Source organism: Stenotrophomonas rhizophila, assembly GCF_000661955.1.
GTDB classification, from domain to species: Bacteria; Pseudomonadota; Gammaproteobacteria; order Xanthomonadales; family Xanthomonadaceae; genus Stenotrophomonas; species Stenotrophomonas rhizophila.
This window is the reverse complement of sequence record NZ_CP007597.1, coordinates 2,059,937-2,083,135: the sequence shown is the minus strand read 5'-3', so window position 1 is coordinate 2,083,135 and position 23,199 is coordinate 2,059,937. Positions and strand designations below refer to the sequence as shown.

17 protein-coding genes are annotated in these 23,199 nt (G+C 66.8%); 1 reads left to right on the top strand and 16 read right to left on the bottom strand.

From position 1 onward, the window contains the following. Window position 1: 1 nt before the first annotated feature. The 10 genes from DX03_RS08935 to DX03_RS08900 form a co-directional block, all read right to left on the bottom strand. Entirely contained in the window at window positions 2-2,791 is a 2,790-nt protein-coding gene (locus tag DX03_RS08935; RefSeq protein WP_051598806.1) for a type VI secretion system Vgr family protein, read from the bottom strand. 141 nt (window positions 2,792-2,932) lie between these two features. Next, complete coding sequence (locus tag DX03_RS08930) at window positions 2,933-3,565, bottom strand: hypothetical protein (protein ID WP_038688052.1); 633 nt, start codon at window positions 3,563-3,565, stop codon at window positions 2,933-2,935. 55 nt (window positions 3,566-3,620) lie between these two features. Next, on the bottom strand, window positions 3,621-4,223 hold the full coding sequence (locus DX03_RS08925) for a hypothetical protein (RefSeq protein ID WP_185753510.1): 603 nt from the start codon (window positions 4,221-4,223) through the stop codon (window positions 3,621-3,623). Window positions 4,224-4,231: 8 nt separating this feature from the next. Next, a complete protein-coding gene (locus DX03_RS08920) occupies window positions 4,232-6,415 on the bottom strand; it encodes an SH3 domain-containing protein (RefSeq protein ID WP_038688047.1) in 2,184 nt (727 codons plus the stop codon). Beyond that, on the bottom strand, window positions 6,408-7,817 hold the full coding sequence (locus DX03_RS08915) for a hypothetical protein (RefSeq protein WP_038688046.1): 1,410 nt from the start codon (window positions 7,815-7,817) through the stop codon (window positions 6,408-6,410). The genes DX03_RS08920 and DX03_RS08915 overlap by 8 nt, the downstream gene beginning before the upstream one ends. 2 nt (window positions 7,818-7,819) lie before the next feature. Further along, entirely contained in the window at window positions 7,820-8,419 is a 600-nt protein-coding gene (locus DX03_RS20435) for a hypothetical protein (RefSeq protein WP_051598805.1), read from the bottom strand. Window positions 8,420-8,421: 2 nt separating this feature from the next. Continuing rightward, on the bottom strand, window positions 8,422-11,205 hold the full coding sequence (locus DX03_RS08905; RefSeq protein WP_081797202.1) for a type VI secretion system Vgr family protein: 2,784 nt from the start codon (window positions 11,203-11,205) through the stop codon (window positions 8,422-8,424). A gap of 351 nt (window positions 11,206-11,556) precedes the next feature. Further along, window positions 11,557-12,126, bottom strand: coding sequence for a DUF3304 domain-containing protein (locus DX03_RS20685; RefSeq protein WP_081797201.1), 570 nt, complete (start codon window positions 12,124-12,126; stop codon window positions 11,557-11,559). A 281-nt stretch (window positions 12,127-12,407) separates the two neighbouring features. Continuing rightward, a complete protein-coding gene (locus DX03_RS20680) occupies window positions 12,408-12,896 on the bottom strand; it encodes a DUF3304 domain-containing protein (protein WP_244880208.1) in 489 nt (162 codons plus the stop codon). Window positions 12,897-13,001: 105 nt separating this feature from the next. Next, entirely contained in the window at window positions 13,002-13,430 is a 429-nt protein-coding gene (locus tag DX03_RS08900) for a DUF3304 domain-containing protein (protein ID WP_244880207.1), read from the bottom strand. Window positions 13,431-13,821: 391 nt separating this feature from the next. Here DX03_RS08900 and tssA point away from each other — a divergent pair, with 391 nt between their 5' ends. Further along, window positions 13,822-14,886 carry a type VI secretion system protein TssA gene (gene tssA / locus DX03_RS08895; RefSeq protein ID WP_038688043.1) on the top strand — a complete coding sequence of 355 codons (1,065 nt, stop codon included), beginning with the start codon at window positions 13,822-13,824 and terminating at the stop codon, window positions 14,884-14,886. 20 nt (window positions 14,887-14,906) lie between these two features. On the opposite strand, the gene DX03_RS08890 is transcribed toward tssA, so the two are convergent. The 6 genes from DX03_RS08890 to DX03_RS08865 all read right to left on the bottom strand — a co-directional run bounded on the left by DX03_RS08890 (window position 14,907) and on the right by DX03_RS08865 (window position 23,155). After that, on the bottom strand, window positions 14,907-15,683 hold the full coding sequence (locus tag DX03_RS08890) for an OmpA family protein (RefSeq protein WP_081797200.1): 777 nt from the start codon (window positions 15,681-15,683) through the stop codon (window positions 14,907-14,909). Window positions 15,684-15,685: 2 nt separating this feature from the next. Further along, window positions 15,686-16,669 (bottom strand): type VI secretion system-associated protein TagF, encoded by a 984-nt coding sequence (gene tagF, locus DX03_RS08885; protein ID WP_038688038.1) that lies wholly within the window; start codon window positions 16,667-16,669, stop codon window positions 15,686-15,688. Beyond that, entirely contained in the window at window positions 16,666-20,412 is a 3,747-nt protein-coding gene (tssM, locus tag DX03_RS08880; RefSeq protein ID WP_244880206.1) for a type VI secretion system membrane subunit TssM, read from the bottom strand. Before tssM ends, tagF begins: the two co-directional genes overlap by 4 nt. Window positions 20,413-20,426: 14 nt before the next feature. Further along, window positions 20,427-21,851 carry a hypothetical protein gene (locus DX03_RS08875; RefSeq protein ID WP_185753509.1) on the bottom strand — a complete coding sequence of 475 codons (1,425 nt, stop codon included), beginning with the start codon at window positions 21,849-21,851 and terminating at the stop codon, window positions 20,427-20,429. Window positions 21,852-21,910: 59 nt separating this feature from the next. After that, window positions 21,911-22,171, bottom strand: a complete 261-nt coding sequence (locus DX03_RS08870; RefSeq protein WP_038688037.1) for a PAAR domain-containing protein — start codon at window positions 22,169-22,171, stop codon at window positions 21,911-21,913. Between the two features lie 105 nt (window positions 22,172-22,276). Next, a complete protein-coding gene (locus DX03_RS08865) occupies window positions 22,277-23,155 on the bottom strand; it encodes a M15 family metallopeptidase (protein WP_038688035.1) in 879 nt (292 codons plus the stop codon). Window positions 23,156-23,199: the final 44 nt, after the last annotated feature.

Below are 23,199 nucleotides of genomic sequence, written 5' to 3'. Positions count from 1 at the left end.
ATCAGCCCTTCGGGGTCAACGGCGCGGCGCGCTGCGCGGCCAACAGCAGGCATTCCTTGCATACCGACTGCGGGAACACCGGCAACGGATAGTTGCCGCTGCCGCCGGGCTGGAACGACTTGCGCGCCGCATGCACGGTGATGGTGCCGGGCGCGGTGAAGGTGATGTTGCCCTGTTCGATGGTGAGGCTGGCACCGCCGGCCGTGGCCACGTGAAGCGTGCGCCCGGCGGCCAGCTCAACCGCCGCCTGGCCGCTGGCACCGCGCAGCGTCGCCTGCGACTGCACCCGGATCTCGTCGTTCTGCGCCAGCAGCTCCAGCGTGCCGGTGCCGCTGACCACGCTCAACGTGGTGGCCTGCGCGCCTTGGCCGGTGCGCGCTGCGGCAAGCACGCCCAAGGCCTGGCGGCTGTGCCAGCGCGCCTGGCCCATCACCACGCTTTCACTGGCCAGACCGCTGCCGAGGGTGAGCGTTTCGCCCAGCGCCCACTGCAGTGACTGCCCGGCCACATGACCGATGCCACCCGGCGCGGCGATGCCCAGCAACGGGTCACCGGTATGCGGCACGCTGTCTGCGCCGGCCGCGGCATCGCGATCCGGCGCCGCCCCGCGCGCATCGGGGTAGGCCCCGCCCGTCACCGCGGTGCGGGTACTGCGCAGCAGCGCCTGCAGCGGGGCCGCATCGGGCACCAGCCGGGACTGCGCCGGGCGCGCCACGCCTTCGCTGTCGGCAAGGCGCACGGTTTGATGGGTGCCGGCCGCCGCCGCAAACGTGCTGCCCAGCGTGTCCAGCTGGGTCAGCAGGGCGACCGGTGCCGATGCGGTGCCTGCGGGATTGGCGGCGCCCGCATAGGCACTGAGCCACAGCCCCGCGCGGCCACGCACGCTGCCCCAGGCATCGCTGCGCAGTTCGAACCCTTCGCCGCGCAGGCTGCCGCGGAAGTTGTCGGCCTGGTGGACCAGGTGGCCCAGGCTCAGGCCGCTGGACGCCTGCGTGGTCGCCAACTGCAAGCGCAGCTGGGCATCGCTGTCGTCGAACAGCAGGCGGCTGTAGCCCTGCCCGCCCCACTCGCGGGACTGCACGCCCCACATGGCCCCGGCGTGCCGGTGCGCATCCTCGCCGCCGCCGGCGGCGTGCCACGCCGGTGCATGGCCGCCACTGCGGTTGCCCTGCGCGCTGGCCACGGCATCGCCGGCCTGCGCATAGGCGCTGGTGTCGGCTTCGGCGCTGCGGCCGCCCGGGGTCGGCACGGTGCCGGCCTCACCCTGGCCGTTGTACAGGCTGCCCAGTACCACCGGGCGATCAATGTCGCCCTCCAGGAAGCCCACCAGGACTTCCTGCCCCACGCGCGGCACGAACTGGCTGCCCACGCCCGGCCCCGCGTAGCGCTGGGCCACGCGCAGCCAGGTGCTGTCGGCACTCGCGCCGGCCGCGCTCTGGAAATGGAAACGAACCCGGATCCGCCCGAGGCTGTCGGCGTGCACGTCACGCGCACCCTCCGTGCTGACCCCGGGCGCGGCCACCACCACGGCCGTCTGGTAGCCCGGTGCCAACGGCCGCGGGTTCAGGCGCGCACCGCTGTCGTCGAACAACACCGGCCGCCAGGCCAGGTCGCGTGCCTGGGCGTCGAAGGTATTGGTGTAGCCGTGCGTCTGTGCGGCCCCGGAACGGTCTGCGGACGCCTCGGCGGCGTCCACCGGTTGAAGCCCCGCAAGTGCCTCGCGCAGGTCCACCGGCAGATTGTTGATTCCCACATGCCGCACCCGGGTCAGCACGAGTTCGGCCGGCGCGTTCCCGGGCAACCCGGTCACCGTCAACCACTGGCCGGCCGTGGCGCTGCGCAGCGTGCTGCGCCCCTGCCACTGCTGAGCCTGCGCCTCGCCTGCCTGGGCCATCAGCCCGGCGTAACGATCCGCTTCCACACTGTCGGCAAAGCTGTAAGCACCCGATGGGTCATACACCTCGCGTGCGTCACCCTGCCCGCCGCCTTCCAACGGCACGCCGGCGGCGAGCGAACGGCTGGCCTTGTAATCATCACTGTGCAGCGTCAGGCGCTGGGCGCCCAGGCGACGCCGGCGGCCTACGGCCTGCACGGTGTCGTCGGCTTCGGTGGCATCGGCACGGTGGAAACGCACACCGCCGCCCGCCTGCGACACCAGGTCCTGCGTCTGCGCGGCCGCATCGGCAAACAGCACCAGCACGTGGCCACCTGGATCCTGCCCGCTGTCTTCCACCCGCCAGCCCAGACCTTCTTCGGCCAGCAGGCGCTGGATGAAGGCCAGGTCGGTCTCGCGGTACTGCACGCAGTAGCTGCGCGGTCGCGCGCCCTTGAGAAAATCCGCCGCTTCCCCGCTCCAGCGCCACTGCAGCTGGCCGGCGTGGTCGCCCAATACGGTGTCGACGATCTGCTGCACGTCCATGTTCTGGAATACGCGGCTGTGATGACCGTGTTCCAACCGGCAACTGGCATCACGCAGCACCACGCGGTAGCGCGCCAGGCCGCCGTCGTCCGCCAGCAGGTACGCTTCGGTGATCAGGCCATGCCGGGGCAACCAGCGACCATCGGCCAGGCGGGTCTGCAGGCAGGCAGCGCTGCCCAGCCACTGTTCCAGGGGCAGGTCGGCGTCGAGCGCCAACAGCAGCACCTCGTACCGGAACCCGTGCGAGAGCTGTTCTTCCCCCTGCCAGCGATCCACCAGCACCATCGGCGCATCCGGCAACTGCATCCGGTACAGACGTTCCCCATCCAACAACCGGGCCGCCTGTGTCATCAGGTTCCGCATTGCTTCCATGGCTCACCTTGGCTCGCGCGCCACCGGCAGTGCCGGTGCCGCTTCCATCCCCTGTGGTCCGACGGTAGCAGATGCAAAACCAACACGCACGCTACGCAAGGCAGCGTCCGTTAAAACCACGTCAACGTGCCGCCAACGGAGTCAGTAGGTGGCGTAAGGAACTTCAACCACCACGGGGGCGCCGGGCGATCCCACCGGGCGCAGCGTGAAGCGGTCCAGCGTGCCATCCTCATCGGCGAAGGTGGTCGACTGGAACTGCAGCGTGTAGCTGCGGGTGCCGGTCTTGACCGTGCCGGCGGCATCGATGCTGGCGCCCGGGGGCAGCAGCAGCCCGCCCAGGTCGCTATAGGCCTCGATCGCGTCATGGAAAACGTACGTGGCCAGCGCACCGTCGCGTTTCATTTCGTACACGCGCGGTTCGTAGGGCGGCGGGGTGTCGTTGCCCTCGTTGAGCAGGTCCGACACCCAGACGCCGGGCAGGCGGTACTGCGTTTCCAGTACACCCGCGTCCAGCCGGTCGCTGCTCACCACCATGCAGCACACCACGCGCTTGGCTTCCCGGTCCAGGATGGCAAAGCGCGTACCCTTGGCCGCGGTGGTCGGCAGCATCGCGAACGCGAGGTCGTCCTGTGCCGGCTCGACCCCATTGGCCGAGTGCAGGTTGCGCCAGCCGCCAAAGACCGGGGCCGTGGTTGCGCCCTGTGCCGCGGCGTCCAGGGCAACGGAAAGCCCCAGCGCCAACAGCAGCGCCTGCGTGATGTTTCTGCCCTGCATGGGTGTGGGTCCAGTGTTGAAAGCGCCGCCACTATGCGTCAGCGGCGCGGGAGGATCAATTGGTGCCGAAGCGTACGTCGACCGTCTGTGCGGCGCCACCGTTTTCGGGCGTGAGGCGGTAGGTTTCCAGCCCGCCGTCATCGTCGGGCAGCGTATCCACGGTGCGGACCACCGTGTAGGTAGCACCGCCGAAGCTCACCTTGCCCGCGCCGGCGGCCTGTGCATCGGCTGGCAGCAACAGGCCGCCCCATTCGCCACTCTCGGTGAAATGCCCCTCGAACCGGTAGCCCAGCAGGCGACCCACCGGGCGCGCCGCGAACACGTGCGACGCCCCGCCGGCGCCATTGTCCAGCCCACTGGTCAGATCCGATGCCCACACCCCGGGCACCTGGTAGGAATGTTCCAGGGTGGCCTGCTGCAGCCGCGGGCTGGACACCTCCAGGCAGCAGACGGGCTGCCACCGGGTCAGGTCCATCACGGTGAAGCGGGTGCCTTTGCCCGCGTCGGCAGGCAGCATCACGAACGCGCTGCGCTGTTCGGACACCGAATACGCCGGCCCGATCGTCAGGCTGCGCCAGCCGCCGGCGGACGGCCCTGCCGCCTGGGCGCTGCCAGCGGCGGCAAGCAGGGAAAACACAACAGCGGTGACGCCTTTCATGGACATGCTCAATTACCTGTTTTGGACCAATGCGGTTCGTCGACCTTGTTCTTGGGACCGAAGTAGGTCCAGTGATAGACCTTGTACGTGGCGCCTACTTCCTGCAGGTCGCGCTTGCTGGTGATCGCCACCGACACGCCACTGGCGTTCTTGACCGTCTTGCCGATGCCCCAGGCGGGATCGAACTTCATGTCGATCGCCTCGCCCCCGTTGTGGTTGGAACTGTAGGGCTTGCCGATCGCGCCGGCGGCCGCATACGCCTGGTCCATCGCACGCGCGCCCTTTTTGGCCGCGTCCAGGTCCGGCTTGCCGTTCGCGTCCAGGTGCTCCCAGTCGATGTTGACCGGTTCGTCGCCATTCTGCGGCACGAACTTGGGCACCTTGCCGGGCGCCAGCCCCTGCACCACTTCGCGGGCGTAGTACATCAGGTAGGAGCGCTGCGGCGGGCGCAGGGTGGTATTGATGATCACGTCGATGCCACCGGCCTTCATCGCCGCGATGAAGCTGCTGGCGCCCTCGCGGAACGGCGACTTGAGGTCGGCCACCTTGGCGCTCTGCAGGAACCGGCCATGCCAGTGCTTGCCGCTCTTGCTGGTCGCACCGCCATCGGTGGCCGCGGCATTGGCCTCGCCCAGCGGCGAATAGAAATTGTTGAGCAGCGCGATCGGGTGGATGTGGTACACCTCCGGCGACACCGGGAAACCGGGCACCTTCGGCTGCACCTTGTCCCACCAGCGCAGGTGCTTGATGCGCAGCTTCTCGGCGCTCCACTCGGGCTGGCCGCCCAGCATCAGCGGGTCCAGCGCATCCCACTTGGCATCGCTGCCGCCCCACTCGCTTTCGTACCTGGCGATCATCCGGCTCATGGCCTGGGCCATCAGCGGCTGTTCCATCGCCGTGCGCAGCTCGGCCTTGGACAGGTAGCCGCTCTTGTCGGTGTCCAGCTGCTCATAGAGCTTCTTGACCAGCGCGCTCTTGTCCACCTTGTCGGCGCGCATCTTGTAGTCGGTAACCTCATCGGCGCGCAGCGCGCCCATGTTCACCAGCGAGGCCGACAGCATGTCCACCGGCTGGATCTGCCCTTCTTCCACCCAGTCGAAGCCCGGCCACGCCCACGGCGACTGCCAGCCCACCTTCGGCATGCCGCTTTCGCAGACCCAGCCGACGTGGATCTTGCCGGCATTCTGGCTGCGCACCGACACGCGCCACCACGGCTTGCCATCGGCGTCGACAACGCGATCGGCCGGCGGGTTCTTCTCCAGCTCGGCGCGGGTCATCACCCGTGCAAACGCGGCTTCGCCACCGGCATCGGGGCCATCCAGCCGCAACGGGAACTTCTTCCACACCTTCATGCCGTCGGCACCGCACGACACCAGCGACGCACGCTCCACCCACACCGCGTCGCCCTGCGGCATGCGCATCTCGCGACGTTTGTAGTTCAGTTTCTTGGCCAGCTTCTCGTCCAGGGTGCGGTCGGTGTCGGCCGGGCCGACGAACCAGCCGGTCCATTCGGCATCCGGCGCCTTGGCGTAGCGCTTGCTTTTGGACGAGTACGCGCCCAACGCCTCGCGGTCCATCACCACCAGCCCCGCCTTCTGGATCTTCGCCCACGGACCGATCGCACCGTCCTTGCCCTGCACCAGCCGCGTGTCGGCCGGCCAGGTGGTGTCGTGCGCCACCGGCAGCTTGAGCTTGGCCCCCTTGTCGATCAGGAACATCGATCCGGTGTTGGGGGGCAGCAGCGACGCATACTTGCGCGCCGTCTTGATGAACACCGGCAGGTCATTGCCGGCAAACGTTTCGATGTGCACCATCTGCCGCCAGCCGCGCTTGGCGCGCGGCTGGGCATCCACGTACTGCTGGTACTCGCCTACGTGGCCGAGCAGCGCACCGGCACTGACCGGAATGGGCTTTTCCGGAATCACCACCTGGTCCAGGGTGAGTGGCGCCTTGGGGCCGGGGTCCAGCTCGGACAGGAACACCCAGCCCTGCGCGGCCGCCGGATCCACTGCCTCGCCCGGACGCACCGGCGCGATCTGGCCTTCGAGGATACGGTCGATCTGCGCCCACTTTTCGCCACGGTTCTTCACCGTGATACGGGCACCGCGCGGCAGCAGCCCGATGCGGGGGCTCTTGCCGTTGGCTTCCTTGCGGATGTTCAAGCCGATGATCGGCGCGGCGGCGTCACTCATGGACCAGCTCCTCGGACGTCACGTTGTCCCATTCCTTGGTCTCGGGCGGGAAGAACCCGAGCAGTTCGTTGGCTTCGCTGGAGATTCCGTGACCGCAATCGCAGCCGACCTCTTCCACCTCGGCCGGGGCCTCCGCAGCGGCTTGCACCGGGGGCGGCGGCATCTCCTGTTTGTCCTTGGCGCGCTCACCCACGACGAACTCGTTGCTGGCATCCCAGTACGCCGGCCGGGCGCGCTTGGGATTCTCTTCGTAGCCCTGGAAGTCCAGCAGGTGCATGTACAGGCTGTAGAACACCATCTGCATGCCCGGATCACGCGGTTTGGGGGCATCCGCCTTGGGCGCGTCCTTCTTTGCCGTCCCCTGCGTCGCAGCTGCGGCAGCACCCGTGGTGGCCCCTGCCGCGCCGGCGGCGGCAACGCCGCCGGACGGATTGTCGGGCGTGCAGGTCTTGGGCGCGTTCTTCTCGGCCTCGGCCTTGAACAGCGCCTCGGCATTCGGCGGCAGCTCGATGCGGTGCCGCACCAGCGTGAAGCCGGACGAATACGCTGCGCTGCGCTGCACCTTCGGGAAGGTGATTTCGGGGTACTTGCGGTTCACCATGTAGGCGACGATCTCGCCGTCCTTGATGCAGCGCACGCCATCGGTCTGGTTCAGTACGGTGCCGGTGCCGGCATCGAAGTGGATGCCGCCATGCCACAGGCCGCTCGCGCCGATCGGGAAGAACCCGTCGTCGGCCTTGCTCAACGCGCCCTGCAGTGCCGGCAGGCCGATATACGCGGCACCGTCGAGCGCTGTGGTCTTGCCCTGCGGCGGGAACGGATACGACCAGGGTTGCTGCACCTCCACCGGCTCGCAGCAGCCAAGCGCATAGCCGGCGAACTTGGCCATGTACTTGCCCACCGAAGTGCCGAAGGCGTCGGTGGCATTGATCGCCCCGCCGGTCTTCAGGAAGGCCATCACCGCCGGGGTCTTGTACTTGCCTTCCTTGGGCGTGACCGTCCCGTAGCCCTTCAGGTGGGCCGCGGCGATGATCCCCGACTCGGTGACCAGCACCCCGCCAATGGTCTGCCCGATGTACGCGTGCGCGCCATACTTCCGGCCCATGCTGCACAGCCGCCGCACCCAGGCCTGGCCCGCCTTGTCCTGGATGGCCTCGCTGTTGCGGAACACCTGCAGGCTGGTGGCGCCGTCCTTGCCGGTCCACGTGCCGTCCCAGTCCTGGAAGAACTTGCCGTCCTTTTCGTGCTTCTGTCCGTCGTGGTTGAAGTAGCCCAGGTCCATCAGCGCGTCTTCGCCGAACTGGTACTTACCCACGTAGCCGAACTTGTTGATGATCGACAGGTTGCCGCCGCCTTCGGAGGCGAACAACGCATTGAGGAAGCCCTGCAGGTCCTTTGCCATGATCAGTTCCCGGTGCAGAACGCGGTGTAGTCTTCGTCGCTGATCTGCACCGGTGCCAGCTCGCTGATGCGATCCATGGCCTCGGCAGGCAGCGTGCCCAGCCAATGCACCTGGCACTTGTCGACCAGGCGCCCGGCCATGCGACCGGTGGCGGGGTCGTACAGCGCCACCAAGGTGGTCAGGTTGCACTGGTGCGCCTGGCAGGCGCGGTACAGCCAGCGTTCGCCGGCCGCGGTCTGGATGCGTTCGCCCTGCGGCTGCGGGCCGCTGCCGATCCGCTCGCGCAGACGCGCATCGCCGAGCGACGCCGCGTCGGCCAGCATGTCGCTGAAGGCCTTGTCCACACGCGCGTCGTACTGCGGGCAGGTTTTGCCGCAGACGGCATCGCCCACCAGGTTGAACAGTTCGGTGGCCAGCGGATCGGTCGCGTCGGAGGCGGTTGCCGCAGCGGGCTCGGCTGCCGGTGCATCCACGGCCACCGCGGCGGTGGCCGCATCCCCCTGGGCGGCGGCATCGGCCACCTGGTCTGCCGGCGGCTGTGCCTGGCAGGCGGCCAGCAGCATCGCGCCGGACAGCAGCGATGCGAGAAAAATCCTGTTCATGCTCATCCCGAGAATCCAATGATGCGTTGTTTCTTGAGGTCCCCATGCACCCAGCTCTTGAGCTCGGCCTGGTAATTGCTGGGACCGGTGAACGACTTCTTGCCGGCATGCACCACGATGTTGCCCGGTGCGGTGAAGGTGATGTTGCCGCCTTCGATGGTCACGCTGGCGCCGCCGGCGGTGGCCACGTGCAGGGTCTTGCCGGCGGCCAGGTCGAACTGCGACTGGGCGCTGGCCATCTTCAGCGCGGCCTGCGCCTGGATGCGCAGTTCGTCCTGCTGTGCCTGCACGTCCAGCTCACCCTGCCCGGCCACCACGCTCAGCGCAGCAACCGTTGCCGCCTTGCCCTGCACCGCCGTCGCCAGCACGCCCACGCTCTGGGCAGCATGCAGCCGCATTTGCCCCATCACAGCCGTTTCGCTGGCCTGCCCGCTGCCCAGCGTCAGGGTCTCGCCGATCGCCCAGCCCAGCGCCTGCCCGGCCACGTGCACTACGCCGTCCGGCGCGGCCAGGCCCAGCAGTGCATCGCCGACGTGCGGCACCTTGTTCTCGCCGGCACCAGCATCGCGCTCGGCCGCCTGTCCACGGGCCGACGCGTACTCGACGCCCTCCACGGTGGTGCGCGCACTGGCCAGCAGCGCGGCCAGCGGCGCCTTGTCCTGCACCAGCCGCGAGCGGTTGGGTTGCTGCGCACCTTCGTGCGCGGCCAGCTTGCTGGTCAGGTGGGTACTGGCCGCCGTTGCGAAGGAGGTGCCCAGCGTCTGCAACTGAGTCAGCAGCGCGACCGGCTGCGCCGCATCACCGGCCTTGCCCTGCGCGCCGCGCGCATAGCCACTCAGCCACAGCCCCGAGCGCGCACGCAGCGCACCCCAGGCATCACTGCGCAACTCAAAGCCCTCACCGCGCAGGCTGCCGCGGAAATTGTCGGCCTGGTGGATCAGGTGGCCAAGGTTGAGGCTGGTCACCGCCTGGGTGGTCAGCAGCTGTGCGCGCAACTGGGCGTCACTGTCGTCGAACAGCAGCGCGTTGTAGCCACTGCCGCCCCACTCCTTGGAGCGCAGGCCCCACAGTGCACCGGGATGGCGGTGCGCATCGTCGCCGCCGGCGGCCGCATGCCAGGCCGGCGCGTGTCCACCGGTCACATTGGCCTGCGCGCTGGCGCGTGCATCGGCGGCCTGCGCATAGGCGCTGGTGTCAGCGCTGGCGGCCTGGCCGGCCGGGGTCGGTGCAACCCCGGCTTCGCCGCGTCCGTTGTAGAGCGCGCCCAGTACCACCGGGCGATCAATATCACCGTCGAGGAAGCCGACCAGCACCTCCTGACCGATCCGCGGCAGGAACTGGCTGCCCACGCCCGGACCGGCATAGCGCTGGGCCACGCGCAGCCACGCACTATCGCGCGCGCCATCGCCCTGACCGGACTGGAAATGGAACTTGACCCGGATACGCCCAGCCAGATCGGCGTGGACTTCGTGGCTGCCGGCGCCGGCAGCGCTGCCCTGCGCGCCCACCACGATCGCGGTCTGATAGCCCGGCGCCAGCGGCCGCGGGTTCAGGCGCACGCCGGTGTCATCATGCAGCACCGGCCGCCACGGCGTCGTGCGCTGGATCGCGGTGAAGGCATTGGCATAGCCCACCGCTTCGGCGCGCTCGTGCACGGCTGGATCGACCGGATGCGCGGAAGGTGCAGCGCCCAATGCCTGCGCAAGCGACGCCCGCAGGTCCACGGGAAGATTGTTGACGCCGAGATGCCAGACGCCTGTCAGCAGCACCTCCGACGGCGCCGACGCGGGCACCTGGCCGATCCGCAGCCACTGGCCCGCACACAGCGAGCGCACGCTGCTGCGTCCGCGCCACGCCTGGTTGCGCGCTTCGTGCGCTTCGGCCTGCAGGCCCGCCAAGCGGTCACCGTCGCTGCTGTCGGCAAACGCATAGGCGCCGGCCGGATCATAGGCCTCGCGCGCGGACTGGCTGCCGCCGCCATTGACCGGCACCTGCGCGCCCTGCCCGCTGCTGCGCTTGTAGTCACCGCTGAAGACCGTGAGCCGATTGCTGCCCAGCCGACGCGACTGACCCAACGCCTGCACCGTGTCCTCGCTTTCCGTGGCGGCACTGCGATGGAAACGCACGCCGCTGCTCGACGACGTCGCGTCTTCCGGCTGCGTCGCGCTGTCGGAGAAGATCACCATGCAGTGGCCTGCCGGCGCCTCGGCGTCGTTCTGCACGCGCCAGCCCAGCCCTTCTTCCGCCAGCAAGCGCTGCACGAACGCCGCATCGCTTTCGCGGTACTGCACGCAATAGCTGCGCTTGCGCTCGGCGCCGAGGAAACCGGCCACTTCGTCACTCCACTGCCAGCGGGCAATATCTTTGTAACCGTCGAACACCGACGACAGGATGTCCTGCACGCTGCGCTCCTGGAACACGCGGCTGTGCCGACCGTGCTCCAGCCACCACGTCCACGGCCGCACGCCGATCCGGTAGCGCGCCACACCGCCATCGCTGCCGAGCAGGGTCGCGTCGCTGACCAGGCCCACGCGCTCGATATCGGCGCCGCTGGCGGCCCGCGTAGTCAAGGTCGCGCGCTGGCCCAGCCATGCCTCCAGGTCGAGGCCGGCATCGAGCGAGAGGAAATCGATCACGTAATCGAAATGCGTGGACAGCGATTCCTCGCCGCTCCACCGCTCGACCACCAGGTCGCCCGCCCCCGGCAGGGCCAGACGATGCAAACGCGGGGCACCCGATAGGCCCGCCACCTGTGCGAATAAAGAGTTCAACGCGTCCAATGCCATCTCTGCCAGCTGTCATCCCGCGGCGCGGGACGTCCTTTCCCAACCGCGAAATGTACCAGATGCGTCAGAAACCCAACACCGTCTCGCTGGATCGGGGTCCGAATGAGACTCTAATCACACTTTCGCGCAGCGCAGATGACCGAAATACGTCACTGCCTGCAGCTTGGCCCTGCGGACATCCCGCTTCGCGCGGAACGTTCCACCCTCGCTCAGCCCCCCATCGCCATACCCAACTGCTGGAATGCACCTCCAATGGACGGGACACTGCCGGGCGGCAACGTAGAGAGGCCACGGCACTCCTCGTGCATCCGCACCTAATCACACCACCCAAAAACGTCCCACGCTAGACCATTAACGCCACTCTTCTCGAACAGTATCCTCGCCGGCACTCAGCCCAGCCTCCTCACCGGTAAGTGGGTAGCGCGGATGCCCCAGATAGAACGGCGTCACGAAGGACCGCACCTCACCGCTTCGAAGAAAATGTACTGCCAGATGACCGACCTCGACGCCGTAGTCCGGAATCGGCACCGCACGACGGTGGTAGGTTTTTAGATCGCCTGTCCATTTGACTTGAATCTGCAATCCCTGATGCCACTTGGCAGGAACGCGGGCACAGCAAACAGTGGAGCTACCACCGTCATGCGCGCGAACAAAGCTACCACCGCCCCCGATGTCGACGGAGAACTCGGCTACTCTCGTGTCGGTATGGTTATACCCAACCACACCTACCGGAACCGACTGCGCCCCGGCCTGACAGGCACCCAAGCCCAGTATGAAGAGCAGCGATACCGCGTTTCGCACAAGCGCTACCGAGGACACCTCACATTCTCCGACTATAAGGTTGGTTGAACACTCGCGAGCCACCTTGGTACGCGCACATGCTCGATGATACTGCTTGCTCCCTTGAAATCGCCGACCCATGCCACGGCAAGCGAGACGAGACGAGACGAGACGATCGCATTTTCAGCCAGACCTTGCCCAAGAAAGCATACAGCGAGCAGTAGCCTATTCGACACCGTCCGCGTACATAGAACACGAGCGGATCACAGTTTGGCGCCCCGCCACCTCAACCTGGCCTTGGCACTCCGAGCCCTTCTTCCTCATACATGCGATTGCGCTGGCCCTGCGCTGGGCTTCAGCACCGGATAGCAAACGACGGCCATCCGATGGCATCGGCTGTGCGCCGGTCGGTTCGCGATGGCTCATCCCTCTTCCTCTTTCCCTTTCCATTCATTGCCGATAGCACTGCCGTCTCTCATTAAACTGGACTCGGGACCTTTTAGCGGGTAGTTCGGATGCCCTGGAAACAGCGATGTCACAAAGATCTTCATATCGCCATTTCGCAGGAAATGCACGACCATCTGCCCGTCGGAGGGCTCGTATTCTGGAATGACGACCGATCGTCGCTTGTAACTCTTTAGGTCCGTCGTCCATTCGACCTCTACCGTCAATCCAGACCGCCAGTTCTTCGGAATCGAGACGCAACAGGAAGTGCCACCTTCGTGGTGTGCTTCGACAAAACTGCCGCCGGCTGCCCCATTTACTAGGAACTGCGAGATGTCAGTGTCAGTGTGGTTGTAGCCCAGCACACCAACCGGTCCCATGTCATCCGCTAGCCTGCACGCAGCAAGCAAAAAACCGATAAAAAGCACTGAACATCCCAGCCACGCCGATTTACGCTGCATCGTCATCTTTCCGCCTCAATGTCATCTTCTATAACACCGCTGATCCTGAGCAAGCATGGGTACCTTACATTCACTCGCGCTGTCTACAATTCGCGTCTTCAGACGCTTCGCTTAAAGCAAACTCTTCCACACTGGATCGTTCCCCTCACGCAGACCAGCCTCCGATCCACTCAAGGGGTATTCCGGATGGCCAAGGACCATGGACGTGACAAATACTTTTACCTCGCCATTGCGGAGAAAGTGCACCGCCAGATTACCTATGCTCTCGTAGCGGGGCACGGGAACGGTTGCCTGATGGTAGGTGGTCAGGTCATTAGTCCACCGCACCTGTACGTCCATGCCTGGCTTCCATTGGTCCGGCATCAAGGTGCAGCAGACAGTGCCGCCTTCGGCGTGACGCCGGGCAGATCCACCGTTGCCACCATTGATGGTGAACTGCGGTATGTCCCCGTCGGTGTGGTTGTAGCCAAGAATGCCGACTTCGGTAGCGGCCTCACGTCCACGACACGCTGCCAACAGCGGCAGCAGCAGAACGAGCAAGCCCAGCAGCCAGATTGTCCTACCACGCATGTCGTTCTTCTTTTGACTTCAGCCATGCAACCAGTGAGAACGTCAGGAGAAGAGGCGCACCTGTCCTCAGCCCGAGGGGCGCCCTGCTCGGGGTCGGCACCCGAGGTTGACCGCGCAGTGAGGGTCTCCCACGACGGCACAATCGCCGCCCCGACTCACCGGGACTTCCGTGTCCACGCCAGGAACCGTAACAAATCGACGGTGGCCCCGGTACCGGGGAATTCCTACACGCAAGCGTGCTTAACATCACAATTTCACACAGTCGTGATCTTCCCTGTCGCAGCCAACTGTCACGGCCGTGATTTCCGCAGCCCACGATCACCACGCTAGAATCACCGCAGTTCCCATCTCGAGATTTGCCATGCTGGATCAGGATGCCCTGCTGGCCCCGATTGCCGACCACGCCCCCACCGGCGACGACCTTTCCTTCTCGCCGGAGTTCGACCGGATCCAGGAGAGCCGGCGTGCCGATGACCCGACCCTGGACCAGGGCGAGTGGCAGACCGACATCAAGTACGCCGACTGGAGCAGCGTCGCCCGTGAATGCGCCGACCTGCTGCAGACCCGCACCAAGGACCTGCGCCTGGCCGGCTGGTTGACCGAAGCGGCGACCCAGGTGGAGGGCTTCCGTGGCCTCACCACCGGCTACCGCGTGGTGGCCGGGCTGTGCGATCAGTACTGGGACGACGTGCATCCTGTGGCCGTCGATGATGACCAGGAAGAACGCATCGGCAACCTCAGCTGGCTGCTCAGCAATTCGCTGCAGTGGCTGCGCAACGTGCCGATCGTGTCCGCGCCGCAGGGCCGCTTCAGCCTGTCCGATTTCGAAGTGGCGCATTCGCGGGCCAGCAATGGCGGCGACTACCACGACGATCGCCCTGGCCTGGAACAGCTGGAAGCGGCTCGCCGCGATACCCAGCACGAGTTCTATCGCCAGCTGGTCGAGGTTCTGCCGGAATGCGCCGACGCGCTGGCCGCGTTGCAGGCCGCGGTCGACAACCGCCTGGGCCTGGATGGCCCCAGCTTCAGCGCGGTGCGCGAGCAGATCGAACACCTGCAGCGCACGGTGATGCGCTTCGCGCGCGACGCGGGCGTGCTGCTGGACGGCGACATGGCCGCAGAAATCGCCGCCGATGACAGCTTCGCGGTAGAGGTGAGCAGCACCGATAACGCGACCGCCGCTGCGCCCCGTGGCCCGGCCGGCGCGCCCACCAGCCGCAAGGAAGCACTGCAGCAACTGCGCCAGGTGGCCGAGTTCTTCCGCCGCACCGAACCGCACAGCCCGGTGGCCTACCTGGCCGAAAAGGCCGCGCGTTGGGGCGAGATGCCGCTGCACGTGTGGCTCAAGCGGGTCATCAAGGATTCCAGCGTGCTCGACCAGATGGAAGAGATGCTGGACATCAACCAGAACCTCGACGGGCAGTAAGCCCGTCGAGCGTTACCGGTTTACTGGATCTTGAACTCGATACGGCGGTTGCGTGCGCGACCGTCGTTGGTGGTGTTGTCGGCCACCGGCTCGTCCGGGCCCTTGCCCAGCACGTCCAGGTGGTTGCCGGCGATCCCCTTCTGCACCATGTAGGCCTTCACCGCCTGCGCGCGTGCATGGCTGAGCGCCAGGTTGCTTTCGCGCTGACCGACGTTGTCGGTATGGCCGATGATAACGAAGCTGGTGTCGCCCATCAGGGCCATCTTGGCCACCATTTCGTCCAGGATGCTCATGCCCAGCGGGGTCAGCTTGGCGCTGCCGCTCTGGAACTCGATGATGCGGTTGGCCAGGGTCTGGTCGAGCAGCTTCTGCTGCGAGCCCACCTTCAGCGCGTTGGTCACCGTGTAGGAGGTATTGCTGGCCAGGCTGAGGTCGCTGGCCACCTGCTGGCGCAGCGCTTCGTTGCCCACTTCGCCGGTCACGCGCACGGACTGGCCGTTCACTTCCAGCTTGCCGGGCGACACCCGCTTCAGCCCCGGGGTGATCATGCCGGCCACGTACTCGCCCCAGTTCGGCGGCGTGGCGATCGATTCCACCTGGATGCGGTCGACCACGCGATCAGCGCCGTAGACCTCCCGCAGGTTCTTCAGCAACCGCGCCTTGGTCGCCTGGTCGGGCACCACGCCTTCGATCACGACCGGGCGCTCGGTGGCCGCCGCCGCCGGGGCCTGCGCGAAGGCAATGCCGGTGACTGACAACGCGGCCAGGGCAACAATGAGAGTAGAGCGGAGGCGCATGGTCAGGTTCCCAGGAAAGTCTCGCCGAACAGGCTGCGCGCCGTGCTCAATGCCAGATCGTCACGATCGAGGTAGCTGGCAAGGCGGTTGAGGTTGTAGTCGCTGTGCAGGTATTCCTCGACCCACTGGGCCTCCTGCAGGCGGATCAGGAAGTCGCCGGCTTCGGCCGGGTCGAGCACCGCGCGCAGCGCGTGGCGGTCGGCACCATTGAAGCCCACCAGCATCGACGGCGCGGCGTCGTTGCGGATCAGCACCGCCAGTTCGAAGTCGCCGCGGGCCACGAAGCAGGCCACGATATCCAGCCAGAACGCCGCCACCAGCGGCCGGTACAGCGGATCGCGGACAAGCGGGAACACCAGGGCGCGGTCGACGTTGACATCGCCGCCGCCCAGCACCGGCTGCAGCAGCAGCCCCAGCGCCAGCAGCGCGTTCTTCAGCGAGATGTCCGGATGACCGGCATCGCGGAGCAGGCGCTCCATCGACCCGATGGTCTGCCCTTCCAGGAAATCACGGAAGGTGGCGTTGTAGGCACTGGGGTCGGTACTGATGCTGAAGCGCGCATCGGCCAGTTCGTTCAGTGCATTGCCTGCGTCTTCATCGTTGAACGCCTGCCGCGCCATCCGCGACAGCCCCGACCAGGCGTTGGACATCGCCAGCGGGCTGCGGCCGATGAACGGCAGCGGTTCGGTGGCTTCCAGGCGCACCGCCGACAACAGCGGGAACCGCCGCTGCGAGGCATCGCGACTGGGCAGGAAATGCCCGCACAACACCAGCTTGCTGCGCGAACCCAGGAACGCGTAGTGGATTTCCGGGGAGTCGTCGTAGACGCGCTTCCAGTCCGGGTTCTGGCTCAGCAGTTCCACGCTCTCGCCGGCCCAGCGGTCCAGCCAGCCGAGCAGTTGGTGGTTGTCGGCGGCGCGGACGAAATCGCCGCGCGAGGGCACCTTGCCGAAGTACGACACGCCCGCACTGACCACACGACTCATCGCGAACCTCCGCTCTGTTGGGCCGGGGCCGGCGCTGCCGCCGGCGCAGGTGCCGCGGCAGGAGCCGTGCCCGGGGCCGCCGGTGCGGCGGTGGCCGGGGCTGCGCCACCGGCCACGCGGGCCGGCAACTGCGCGCCGCGCTGCCAATCGCCGCCGCCGGAGGACTCACCCGCGCGGCGTACGACGCGCATCTCTACGGTGACTTCCACGTTGTCGGCCTTCCAGGTCACGCGGCTGCTGCCGCCTTCCAGGCGCTCGAACGAGCCTTCCCGCATGAGGCGGGTGAAGCCGTTGCTGCCCGGTGCGTTGAACACTTCCACCGTACGACCATCCGACGCCACGGCCGTGATCTTCACGCCCGGCACCTGACCCACGTTGGGGTACTGCATGGTGGTCCACTGCGGCGGGGTGTTGCGGTAGCGCAGCGTCTGCCCATCGATCTCGATCGTGTACTCCAGCGCGCCGGTCGCCGGCGCCGGCAGGATCTCGAAGATGGTGGTGTCCTGCGCGGCCGCACCGGCTGCACTGCCACTGACCCAGTTGCCGTAGTTGGCGACCAGATCGGCCGACAGATTGATGCCCATGCCCGCCCAGCGACGCGCTTCCAGCAGGTTGCCCCGCTGCAGCACCAGCGTACCCAGCTGGTCCTTGTTGAACGCGGCGATGCTGCCGCTGGCGCCGAAGATCGCGGCGATGTCGCTCGGCGCAGCGTCCACGTCAGAATTGAGGTTGAACGGGAACTGCTTGCCGATGCGGTCGGCGAACGGCGTGTACACCTGCGCCGTCCAGCTCTTGTTGACCTCTTCTTCGGTCGGCTCCACCAGCGCCATGAAGGTCTGGGTAAGCGGACGCAGCAGCAGCGGACGCAGCGCTTCGCGCTGGCCGGCGTCCAGCCCGGTCAGCACCTGCTCGTCCACCAGCGCCACCGCCGTGCTCAGCTCGGAGCCTTCATTGCTGAAGGTGTCCTGCATCAGCTTGCGGGTGCCCACGCCCAGGTCACCCTGGCCCTTGATCGCGTTCAGACGCGCACGCAGCTTGGCCAGGGTCTCGAAGTAGGCGTCGATCACCGCCGGCTGGTCGCCCCGCTTGGTGGTCAGCTTGGCGATGCCTTCGAAGGCCTTGCCGATCGGCCCCACCGGCTGCTGCTGGGCCACCGCTTCGGGGTCCTTGCGCAGGATGGTCTTCTGGAACCAGGCCACGAACCCGCCCTTGGCCTTCTTCGAGCGCGCTTCGGCGGCCGGGTTGTCCCAGATGGTCTGCTCGTTGATCTTCTCCAGCAGCGTGCGCAGCGGCGAGTTGTTGGCATCGCCAAGGGCATTCATGCGCGCGGCGGCTTCATCGAAGCTGTCGAACTGGGCCACGCTCAGGCCCTGCAGGAACTTGGTCCACTCGGCGGCGTACTCCTGCTTGTACAGGGTCACCAGCTCACGCGCGATGTGCTCGGGGCTGCCGGCCAGCGACAGGTCGCTCTGCTCGGTGGTACCCAGCACCCAGTCGGTGGTGCTCAGCTGGGTGCTGGCGGCTTCCTTCACCGCATCCTTGACGTAGTCTTCCCACGCCTTGCGCGAGAACGCGCCGGAAATGGCGTAGCTGCCGGTGATCAGGCTGCCGTTGCGCTCGTTGCCGATCAACGCATCCACCGTGACCGTCGGGAAGCGTGCCGCGGCACGTGCCTTGATCTGCGCGAACACGCGCTGCATGGCCGGCTGGCCCTTCATCACGCGGGTCAGTGCCTGGCGGCTGTCGCTGACCAGGGTCACCTTGTTCTGCACCTGCGGCCACGCCGGGTCGGCGGACTGGGCCACGTAGAAGTTCATCAGCTTCTCGGCCGCACGCACCATCTCCTCGCGCGTCATCTGGCCGCGGTTGGCGTCCAGCCAGTTGCGCCAGAACAGGGTGAGCTGCTGCGACAGGTGCGCGCCCTCCACCTGCTTGCGGTTGCCCAGCATCAGGTAGGTCTTGAGCGCGTTGTAGGCATCATTGGTGTTGGTGGGCGAGGCGTTCTGGTACAGCACGTCGCTTTCGGCGGCCACCGGGCCACCCTGCCCCAGCTTCTCGCGCTCGTTCACCACCTGGCCCAGGTAGCCTTCCAGGCTGGCCACGGTCGGATCCAGCATCACCTGCTGCATGCCGTGGTAGTACTCCTTCATCAGCTTGGCGCGGATATTGTCGCCCTGGTACAGGCCCAGACTGGTGGTGATGCCACCCTCCTTCTTGTACCGGTCCAGCTGCTCCATGCGGTCCTGCAGCAGCAGCAACGCATCGATGCGCGACTTCAGGTCCACCCGATCCTTCTGCACGCGGACGGCCTGCTCCAGGTCCTTGGTCGCGTTGTTCACCAGCTGCACGTTGGTGGTGTAGGACCAGGTCCACAGGCCCAGCGCCAGTGCCAGCACGCCCACCGCGCCCAGGAACACGCCGTAGCGCAGGCGGTTCTGATGAGGGCTGGAGTACTGCCGGACCAGCTCGCGGTCGGAGAAGATGACCTTGCGGAACAGGTCCTTCAGGAAGAACGCGGTCTGCCCGGTCGGCGCTTCATCGCTGTTGTGCCCCCGCGAGGACAGCGAGAACTGGCGACCCACGCGATCGGACGCGTGGTGCACCGAGTGGCCTTCCTGCAGCGCACTGCTGAAGTAGAAGCCACGGAACACCGGCTTGAACTGGAACGGGTTGTCTTCGAACAGCGTGGCGATGAAGGTACGCAGCGCCGGCTTTATGCCCACGAATTCCAGCGGCAGGGTCAGCAGGCCCGGCGAGACGTCCCGCCCGCGCTGCATGGCCATGTGCGACAGGCTCATTTCCTTGATGCCTTCGGCCAGCTGGTCGAAGTGCGCATCAAAGGCCGTCAGGGCATCGCCCTGCGCGTGGACGTCGAAGGGCAGCGTCGCGCCCCACACATTCTCGCGCTCGGACGGATCCAGGCTGCGGAAGAACTCGCTGAACCCGGCGATCAGATCGGCCTTGGTGAACAGCACGTAGACCGGCGCGAACACTTCCAGCCGCTCGGTGATTTCCTGCACGCGCTGGCGCAGGTTCTTGGCCAGTTCGATGGCGAACTCGGGCTTGCTGCCGGACAGCTCGGCAATGCTCACCGCGATGATCACGCCATTGATGGGCGCACGCGGTCGGTTCTTCTTGAGCAGGCCCAGGAAGGTGAGCCACTCCATGCGGTCTTCCACGCTGACCGAATAGCGGCCGGCAGTATCGAGCACGATACCGGTGGTGGTGAAGTACCAGTCGCAGTTTCGGGTACCGCCGATGCCCTGGATGACATTGCTGCGATTGTCCTCGAACGGGAACTGCAGCCCGGAGTTCAGGATCGCGGTGCTCTTGCCGGCCGCCGGGTTGCCGATGATCACGTACCACGGCAGCTCGTACAGGGCCGCCTTGCCCTTGAGCACGCCCAGGCGCGAGGTCTTGATCTGCTTGACCGCCTCCATCATGCGCGAGCGCAGCGCTTCGGTATCGGCACGCTGGGCCGAGGGCGCGGCGGCGACGGCCTGGTCCGCCTGCGTCTGCACCATCGACTCCACGCGCTTGGCCGCACGCCGGGCCAGGATGCGCTTGATCACCCACACCACCAGCGCCAGCAACAGCAGCGCTGCCAATGCGATGGCCACCCAGATGCCGATCTGGCGGGCTTCGGCCGCGCCGAAGTACGCCAACGAACCGGCACCGATCAAGCCAATCACCATCCACAGGCGGTAATCGCCGAGGAAGTACCTGAAATTACTCAACATCATCTAGGCGTCCAGGGTTATGCCGCCGACACAGTGTCGGTCGACGGGTCGTTCAAAACGGGAATATCGATGATCGCGGCCACGCGCTGGGCCGGCGCGCCCACCGACAGCACCAGTGCGGCGCTCTGGCCGCGTGCGGCATGCGCATGGGCCAGGGTCAGCAGCGCCAGCGGCAGCACCGGGCCCAACTCGCCGGCACATACCGGCACGGCCAGCGTCTGCTGGTCGAGTTCAAGATCGGGATTGGCGGCCACCGCCGCGGCGCAGGCCTCCACGGCCACCTGGCTGCGCTGATCCGCATCGTGCAGGGCAAAGCACACGCGCTCTGGCGCCAGTGCGGCATCGGCCAGCATCGCGCGGCCCAATGCCTCGGCCTGGCGACGCGACTCGGCATTGCTCAGGCCTTCGGCCAGTTCCATGCGGTGCGGGCGCCACAGGTGCGGGGTGGGCGCGACGGACAGGCTCGACGAGGCCAGCAGCAACCCGGCGGCGCCTTCGCCTGGAATCTGCCCGTCCTTGTTGCGCCGGTGCAGGATGCGGTTGCTGTCCAGCCACGCGGCAATCGTGCCGGGGTCCACCGCCGAACTGCACGACAGCAGCAGGTACCAGCGCGGCTCGCCCTGGGCCAGCGCATCGGTGACACGCTGCAGCCGCGACCAGACATCCAGCGCCTGGCTGGCGACGGCCACGTTGATGGAGAAGCGGCGCGGGTCCAGGCCGTTGTACACCGCCCGCGCGTACAGCCAGTCGGCGCAGTAGGTGCGCAGTGAGGCCGACCAGTCGGCCGGCACCAGCAATTCGATGGTCAGCACCTGCCCCACCACCTGCTCGTCACGGCGGCGCAGGCCGGCAATCACCCGCTCCTCGGCCACTTCCAGTTCGGGCAGCGCCAGCAGCGCCTGGCCCATCAAGGTATCGGCCACCGGTTCCAGCAGGGTCATCGCGCGGCGTTCGCCATCGCGGGTGGTGAAGCCCGGCATCTGCACCTGCAGCACCGCAGTGTCGTCCAGGTCCTTGTCCGCACTGATCAGCAACGGCAGCCCGTCGCGATCATGGAAGCGCGCATCCAGCGACGGGCGCGGCGGCGCGGCGGCCATGTCCAGCAACGCATCGGCCTCGAGCATCACGCCCAGGCGCATGTCTGCGCCCAGCACCGCCACCGACGGCACCGCCCGCGTCGTGATTGCCTCGGCCTGCGCGCTGGTCGCACTCGCGTCGCCGCTGCTGCTGGCCGCATCCACGGCCTTGTCCAGCATGCTGCGCCCGGCGTTGCGCAGCATGAAGCCGGCACCGCTCACGCCAACGGGCACCAGGCCCAGGTAGGCGAGCATTTCCATGCCCGACGGAACCGTGCCAGTGCTGCGCCAATAGAAGATTGCGCCACCCCATGCCACCGCGAAGATCGCGATTACCGAGAACGCCTTCCCAAGTATCCCGGACATCTAGCGTCCTGCTCCCTGAGTCATCAAGCCATCCTGCTGATTCAAACCTGCGCTGCCCGTCAACCGATGCCGGTCGTGCCCTGTGATGCGATCAAGGTGGCGCCGCATGCGGTGCGGTCCCCATCACGCGCCACCGGGTTGCCGTCGACCACCACGGTGGCATCGCCACTGACGATCGTGGTCGGCCCATGTGCCACGCACACGGCGTTGTCGCCGATGCGGGCCACCGGCTTGCCACCGATATCGGTCTGTCCCGATCCAGTGACCACGCTACCGCCGTGACTCAATTTATCCCCGACAACTACGAATGGTCGTGACATCAATCATGCTCCTTGATTGCTTCCGCATCCGGCGACTCCATCGCCCCCGCTACCCGGGGCTGATCCGGATCGTCTGCCAACGATATCAGCTGACTGATGAAAGTATCACCCTTTCGCCAATTCAGCTTTCTTCGCCGCACGCGCCGCACGGCACTGCTGCGACATCTCCACGTGCACGTAGTCCTTGATGCTGCGCCAGTTGCCGCCCCACTCCAGCCCCGCCTGCTCGGCCAGTTCGCCGTACAGGAAGTAGCCGCGCCGGGTCCATGGGTCGCCCATGTCCCATTGCAGCTTGCCGTCACGGATCGGCGCACTGTCCACGCCCAGCCCGTACTGATGGCAGCTCTGCCAGGCACCGGCGCGCGTGGCCTTGCCGCCGCTCATCAGCTCTGCCTGGCGTTCCGGGCTGCGATAGCCTTCCACCAGCACCATCTCATAGCCGTATTGTCGGCGCATTACTTCATAGATGGCTAGCACACGCTGCTGCAGATCCGGGTCAATCTGACCCCATTTTCTGTCGGCCGTCACAATTTCGGGTCGCGTCCTGCGGATTTCTTCGGTCGTGAAGACTTCCGGCGGCGGCGGTGCGGGCGGGGTCAGGCGTTCACCGCGGAGCAGCTGGGCGACCATCGAGCCGGATTCGGACAGGTCATCGCCCCGAAACTCATCAAGCACCACGTTCTGCCGCGTCAGCAGAATGACCGCCGGCGGCACCAGCAACAGGAAGCCGGCCGCGGCGAGCACCATCCAATGCCGGCGCAGCGCGCCCTGCGCCGCGCCCAGCTCTTCACGCACGCCACCCTGCAGGCGGTCGGTGCGCTGCGAGACCCGCCGCCCGGCACGACCGGCGGCATTCCCTACCCGCCCGAACACGCGCCCCAGCGCGGCCTGGATGCGTTCGAACGACTCCGGAAACATCAGCACCCAACCGACTGCGGCCATGACCAGCACCAGCAGCACCGCTCCCCCGATAATGACGACCACCGATCCTCCATGTATTGTTCGTTGTTGACGGTCCTGCCCCAGTC